Consider the following 5,779-nt stretch of genomic DNA (forward strand, 5'->3'; position numbering starts at 1 on the left):
GTGTCGGCGTTGTCGACGCGCAGCACCTGGTCGCGGCACACGAAATGGAGCTTCTCGTTGGCGGTTCCGCGCTCCCGAACGGTGATCACCGCGGGTCGCTGGTGCCGCTCGCGAAGCCGCCGGTGCGCAAGCTCGCGAAGGACCTCGGGGTGGACCTGTGGGCCCTGACCGGCTCCGGGCCCGGCGGGGTGATCACCCGGGAGGACGTGCACGCCGCGGCGCCCGCACCCGCCGTGGAGCCCGTCGCCCCCGAACCTGCCGAGCCGGCGGCCGCGGTGGGCACGGCGACCACCGGGGGTACGACCGGCGGGGTGCGGCGGGAGCCGATCCGCGGCGTCCGCAAGGCCACGGCCGCGGCGATGGTGCAGTCCGCCTTCACCGCCCCGCACGTGACCGAGTTCCTGGCGGTGGACGTCACCGAGACGATGGCGCTGCGGGACCGGCTGCGCACGAGCAGGGCGTTCGCGGACGTCAAGCTCACCCCGCTGGCCTTCGTCGCCAAGGCGGTCTGCCTGGCCGCCCGCCGCACCCCGGCCGTCAACGCGAGCTGGGACGAGCAGGCGGGTGAGATCGTCTACTACGACCGGGTGCAGCTCGGGATCGCCGCGGCGACCCCGCGGGGGCTCGTCGTGCCGAAGGTGCGAGACGCCGACACCCTCGACCTGCACGGCCTCGCCGTCGCGCTCGGCGAGCTGACCGCGACGGCGCGCGCGGGCAGGACGAGCCCGGCGGACATGGTGGGCGGCACGATCACGATCACCAACGTGGGGGTGTTCGGCGTGGACACGGGTACGCCGATCCTCAACCCCGGCGAGGCCGCGATCCTCGCGGTCGGGTCGATCAAGCAGGCGCCGTGGGTGGTGGACGGACAGCTCGCGGTCCGGACGGTCTGCCGGCTGGCCCTGTCCTTCGACCACCGCCTGGTCGACGGCGAGCAGGGCTCCCGGTTCCTGGCCGACGTCGGCGCCCTGCTCGAGGATCCGGCGACGGCGATGCTGTGGTGAACGCGAGCGGAATCCATTGCACGAGAGTGCCGTTCGCGCGGTAGGTCCGCACGACAGTGCCGTTCGGGGAAACGAGAAGTCCGGACGGGAGCATTTCGGAGTCCTCGCGCGTTGGAGGGGTATGCCGTTCGTGCTGCTCTACCTGGTGGTCGAGATCGTCGCCGTGATCGCACTGGGGTCGTGGATCGGGTTCCTGCCCACGCTCCTGGTGCTGCTCGCGGGCTCCGTGCTGGGCGGGATGCTCGCGCGGCGCGAGGGCATCCGGGCGGCGCAGGCGGTGGCGGAGGCGGCACGCAGCCGTCGGGTCGCCACGTCGGAGGTCACGGACGGGATGTTGGTCGCCGCCGGTGGCCTGCTGCTGTTCGTCCCGGGCCTGGTCACGGACGTGCTGGGGCTGCTCCTGCTGCTGCCGCCCACGCGCGGCCTGGTGCGCAGGCGGCTCGTGAACTCGGCCGAGCGGCAGAACCCGGGCCTGCGCACCGCGCGGATCCGCAGCGAGGGCCCGATCGTCGACGCCGAGGTGGTCGAGTCGGAGCCCACCACCCCGCGTCGGACGGGTGCCCCGATGGTGATCGAGGGGACCGTCGTCGAGGAGCGGTAGGCGCTCAGTCCTCGGTCGTGAACGCGACGGTGACCGGTGCGCCGTCGGAGTTGTGCAGGATCGCGGCGCCGCCGCCGGTCAGCAGCAGCCCGGTGGCCACGGACAGCAGGGCTCGGGCGGTCGCCCGGATGCCCCGCCTGCGCTGTCCCGGCCGCATCCGCAGCTCCTGCCTGCTGCGTCGCGTCAGGCGGTGCCGTCCCACTCGAGAACTCACAGTGTCCTCCCCGTTCGCAGTCAGCGACTACTCCAAACGAGTGTCGGGGTGCGCGCGGGAATAGCGCTACTCGGACGCAGCAATTCACTCTTCAGAACGAGAATTGCGACTGCGAACGGCCGATATCAGTCCGAGATCAGCGTCCAGGTGGTCGTGCATCGCGCCGAGACCCGCACGGGTTCGGGATCGAGGCTCAGGTCGCTGACGTCCGGACCGCCCTCCGCCATCCCGCGCGCCCGCATCGCCATCATCGGCGCAGGGCCGTGCTCGGCGGCCTCGCTCAGCCGGACCAGTCCGCCCAGGCTGCCGCCGAGCGCCTCGGCGTAGCCCTCGGCTCGGCGCCGGGCGTCCGCCACCGCCTTCTGCTGGGCCTGCGCGAACACCAGCTCGGGCTCGGCGAGCGACCACGTGGGCCCGTGGAAGGAGGCGGGCTCCGCCCCGAGGAGCAGCGACATCGCCTCCTCGAGCACGGCCAGGTCAGCCACCCGCACCTGCAGGTGCTCCGCGGCGCGGCAGCCGGAGGGCTTGTTCGACCGGTACTCGGTGTGGACGGTGAGCCGCCGGGACAGCACCGTCACCCCCGGCAGGCCGAGGCCCTTCTCGGCCCCGGCGACCAGTGCTCCCAGCGCCTCCACGGCCGCGGCCCGCTTGCGGCCACGCGCCTCGAACACCACGCCGAGCTCGGCGCGGTCGGCCGTCTGCTCGACCCAACCACTGCCCTCGGTCACGATCTCACTCACCCACCCGAGACTTCCAGATCGGGGCGTATCACGGAGTATCGGATCTCCCCGAGACAGGGCTATGGATCCCGATCGTTACGGTACGGCCGTGCCCACGCTGCTGCGGCGCCTCCGGCGGTCCGTCCGGGAGGGTCGCTCCGACGCCCCGGGTCGCTCGATCGACCTGCTCGGCCGGATCGGGCTGCTGGCCTACGGGCTGGTGCACCTCGTCGTCGCCTGGCTGGCGGTGCGCATCGCCCTGGGCCTGCCGGAGGGGCCCGCCGACGCCCAGGGCGCGGTCGCGGAGATCGCCGCGACCGGCGCCGGGGCCGTCGGGCTGGTGGTGATCGCCGCGGGGCTGGTGGCGTTCGCGGTCTGGCAGCTGACGGCGGCGTGGCTCGGCTTCCGCTGGGTCTCCGGCGGCGAACGGGTGCGCAAGCGGGTCGGTGCGGTGTCCAAGGCGCTCGCGATGCTCGGCCTCGCCGTGATCACCGTGCTGTTCCTGGTCTCGGGGCAGCGCTCGGGGGACGAGGGCACACGGACCCTGGTCGCGGACGTCCTGATGCTGCCCATGGGCAGGCTGCTGGTGCTGGTCGGCGGGCTGGCGATCGGCGTCGTCGCGGTGACGATGACCTACACCGGCGTGCGCCGGACGTTCATGGGCGACCTCGACGTGCGCCGCGTGCCGGTGCCCGTGCGCAGGGTGATCGAGCTGGTCGGGGCGGTGGGGCACCTGGCCAGGGCGGCCGCGCTCGCCGTCGTCGGGGTGCTGGTGGTGACCGCCGCCGTGCTGTCCGACGCGGAACGGGCCGGTGGGCTCGACGCCGCCCTGCGCGCCCTCGGCGACACCCCGCTCGGGACCTCGCTGCTCGTGGTCGTGGCGCTGGGCTTCGGCGCCTTCGGCCTCTACTGCGCGGCCGACGCGGCACTCCGCCGCGCGTAGCGGTCTCTAGCCGACTCTCGCGTCTCCCCGAGACGGCCCGATGATCGCCGATCCCGACCCGACGGCGCCGCATACGGCCTCGATGGGTGGCGGACGGCGATCACGGTCGACCGCGACACGCCCTAGGGCTCGATAGCGAGGTCTACGGTTTCGGCGAGACTCGCCGATACCGTCTGAGGCATGGATCCGGTGCGCAACCCGTTCGCCCCCGGCGCCGGTCAACGGCCGCCCGAGCTCGCGGGACGGGACCGCGAGATCGACGCCTTCGAGATCGTGCTGGAACGGGTCGCCCGGGGTCGCCCCGAGCGGAGCCTGGTGCTGACCGGGCTGCGCGGCGTCGGGAAGACGGTGATGCTCGGCGAGCTGCGGTCGATGGCCGTCCGGGCCGGGTGGGGGTCCGGGAAGATCGAGGCGCGCCCGGACGCCGACCTGCGCCGACCGCTCTCCGCGGCCCTGCACCGCGCGATCCGGGACCTGGCCGTGCAGCACCCGCGGCAGGAGCGTGTCGACGAGGTCCTCGGCGTGCTCAAGGCGTTCGCGCTGCGCGCCTCCCCCGACGGCGCCCGGATGCGGGAGCGCTGGCAGCCCGGGATCGACGTGCCGGTGCGGAACGGGCGCGCGGACTCCGGGGACATCGAGATCGACCTCGTCGAGCTGTTCACCGAGGTCGCGGAGCTGGCGAGCGAGGTCTCGACGGGCATCGCGATCCTCATCGACGAGATGCAGGACCTCCGCCCGGACGACGTCTCCGCCCTCTGCGCCGCCTGCCACGAGCTGTCGCAGTCGCGGATGCCGCTGGTGGTGGTCGGGGCGGGCCTGCCGCACCTGCCGGCGGTGCTGTCGGCGTCGAAGTCCTACTCGGAGCGGCTGTTCAAGTACTCCCGGATCGACAAGCTGGACCGCAAGGACGCGGACTTCGCCCTGCTCGCGCCCGCCGAGCGCGAGGAGGCGGGGTTCGCCGAGGACGCGCTCGAGCTGTTGTACGAGCGTTCCGGCGGCTATCCCTACTTCGTCCAGGCCTACGGGAAGGCCTCCTGGGATGCGGCGCCCACGAACCCGATCCGCGGCGAGGACGTCGCGCTCGCGGCGCCCGAGGCGGAGACGGAGCTCGCCGTGGGGTTCTTCGGCTCGCGCTACGAGCGCGCGACGCCGGCCGAGCGGGAGTACCTCCGGGCGATGGCCGAGATCGCCGAGGGGACGGACGACCCGGTCGTCACGTCCTCGCTGGCCCAGCACCTCGGCCGCAAGCCCTCCTCGCTGTCCCCCGCGCGGGACAGTCTGCTGAAGAAAGGGCTGGTCTACTCCGCGCAGAGGGGGCAGATCGCGTTCACCGTCCCGCATTTCGGGCGCTACCTGTTGGCCTCCACTTAGTGGTCCGAACGGGTGAACCGCGACGATCCGGTCGAGGTGCGTAACGCCGGGGGCGGGACCGGCGAATCCTGGTGTAGCCCCGCGGCGCTGTCGGACCCCCGACCTGGCAGCTCCGCGGGGCCTTCTCTTGCCCCAGGTCCGGCGGTGGCACCGGCGGGTGACCCACGACGCGCTGCCCGTAGCATCACCCCGGTGCCGGACCCGAAGTTCGAGATCCAGATGCTGCACGACCGCATCATGATCAAGATCGTCGAGGACGGTGGCGAGCGGCGCAGCTCGTCCGGGATCGTCATCCCGGCCACCGCCCAGGTGGCGAAGCGGTTGGTCTGGGGCGAGGTCTTCGGGATCGGCCAGCACGTCCGCAGCGTCAAGGCGGGGGACCGGGTCCTGTTCGCGCCCGACGACCAGTACGAGGTCGAGGTGCAGGGTTCGACCTACCTCGTGATGCGGGAACGGGACCTGCACGCCGTCGCCACGACGGGGACCGAGCACGGGACCGGCTTGTACCTGTAGACCGTCCGGGGGGACGGCGCACTCGGTGGGGAAGGAACACGGCTACATGCCCGAGCGGCAGCACTCGCCCGGCGAGGTGGACGAGCGGCGCACGGAGGGATCGGGGGCCACCACGGCCACCGACGCCTCCCAGGACCCTGCACGGGCCCGGCGCACCGACAGTCCTCGCGGCGACGCCCTCTTCGCCCCCTCCGTGGAGCCCACCGAGCCGACGGGACCGACCGGGCCCGCCGGCTCCGAGGCGGACTCGCGGCCCGAGGAGTCCGGGGAGGCCCCCGCCGAGCAGGCCACCGCCCCCACCTCGATCGAGCAGACCTCCGGGGACCCGCAGGTCTGCTCGATCGAGGTGGGGGCGGTGGCCTGCTCGGTGCAGCAGATCGCGGTACGGCTTCGCGGTCGCACCGCGGAAGTTCA

Annotated in this window: 8 protein-coding genes; 6 read left to right on the plus strand and 2 right to left on the minus strand. The window is 73.1% G+C overall.

The window, feature by feature from the left end:
* Both H5J29_RS18800 and H5J29_RS18805 read left to right on the plus strand, forming a co-directional pair.
* Window positions 1–1,004: dihydrolipoamide acetyltransferase family protein (locus H5J29_RS18800; protein WP_246394036.1), on the plus strand; the 1,004-nt coding region annotated here is incomplete at its 5' end.
* A gap of 121 nt (window positions 1,005–1,125) precedes the next feature.
* Complete coding sequence (locus H5J29_RS18805; RefSeq protein WP_181782279.1) at window positions 1,126–1,605, plus strand: FxsA family protein; 480 nt, start codon at window positions 1,126–1,128, stop codon at window positions 1,603–1,605.
* A gap of 4 nt (window positions 1,606–1,609) precedes the next feature.
* Here the strand turns inward: H5J29_RS18805 and H5J29_RS18810 are convergent, their stop codons facing one another.
* Window positions 1,610–1,762, minus strand: a complete 153-nt coding sequence (locus H5J29_RS18810; protein WP_181782281.1) for a hypothetical protein — start codon at window positions 1,760–1,762, stop codon at window positions 1,610–1,612.
* Window positions 1,763–1,944: 182 nt separating this feature from the next.
* Window positions 1,945–2,559: an SIMPL domain-containing protein gene (locus H5J29_RS18815; RefSeq protein ID WP_181782283.1), complete on the minus strand. Its 615-nt coding sequence runs from the start codon at window positions 2,557–2,559 to the stop codon at window positions 1,945–1,947.
* Between the two features lie 88 nt (window positions 2,560–2,647).
* On the opposite strand from H5J29_RS18815, the gene H5J29_RS18820 reads away from it, so the two are divergent.
* The 4 genes from H5J29_RS18820 to H5J29_RS18835 form a co-directional block, all read left to right on the plus strand.
* On the plus strand, window positions 2,648–3,481 hold the full coding sequence (locus H5J29_RS18820; protein ID WP_181782284.1) for a DUF1206 domain-containing protein: 834 nt from the start codon (window positions 2,648–2,650) through the stop codon (window positions 3,479–3,481).
* A 180-nt stretch (window positions 3,482–3,661) separates the two neighbouring features.
* The gene (locus H5J29_RS18825) at window positions 3,662–4,852 is read left to right on the plus strand and encodes an ATP-binding protein (RefSeq protein ID WP_181782286.1); all 1,191 of its coding nucleotides are present in this window, start codon (window positions 3,662–3,664) and stop codon (window positions 4,850–4,852) included.
* Window positions 4,853–5,044: 192 nt separating this feature from the next.
* A complete protein-coding gene (locus H5J29_RS18830; RefSeq protein WP_181782287.1) occupies window positions 5,045–5,365 on the plus strand; it encodes a GroES family chaperonin in 321 nt (106 codons plus the stop codon).
* A gap of 25 nt (window positions 5,366–5,390) precedes the next feature.
* The coding region (locus tag H5J29_RS18835) for a hypothetical protein (RefSeq protein ID WP_220187620.1) at window positions 5,391–5,779 on the plus strand (389 nt) is incomplete at its 3' end.

The organism is Pseudonocardia pini (genome assembly GCF_013870575.1).
In the GTDB taxonomy this organism is placed as follows: domain Bacteria; phylum Actinomycetota; class Actinomycetes; order Mycobacteriales; family Pseudonocardiaceae; genus Pseudonocardia; species Pseudonocardia pini.

Bases quoted from the DNA above. Each gene is read 5' to 3' on its own strand.
- H5J29_RS18805 (WP_181782279.1), top strand. From the start codon at position 1,126: ATGCCGTTCGTGCTGCTCTACCTGGTGGTCGAGATCGTCGCCGTGATC.
- H5J29_RS18810 (WP_181782281.1), bottom strand. From the start codon at position 1,762: ATGCGGCCGGGACAGCGCAGGCGGGGCATCCGGGCGACCGCCCGAGCC.
- H5J29_RS18825 (WP_181782286.1), top strand. From the start codon at position 3,662: ATGGATCCGGTGCGCAACCCGTTCGCCCCCGGCGCCGGTCAACGGCCG.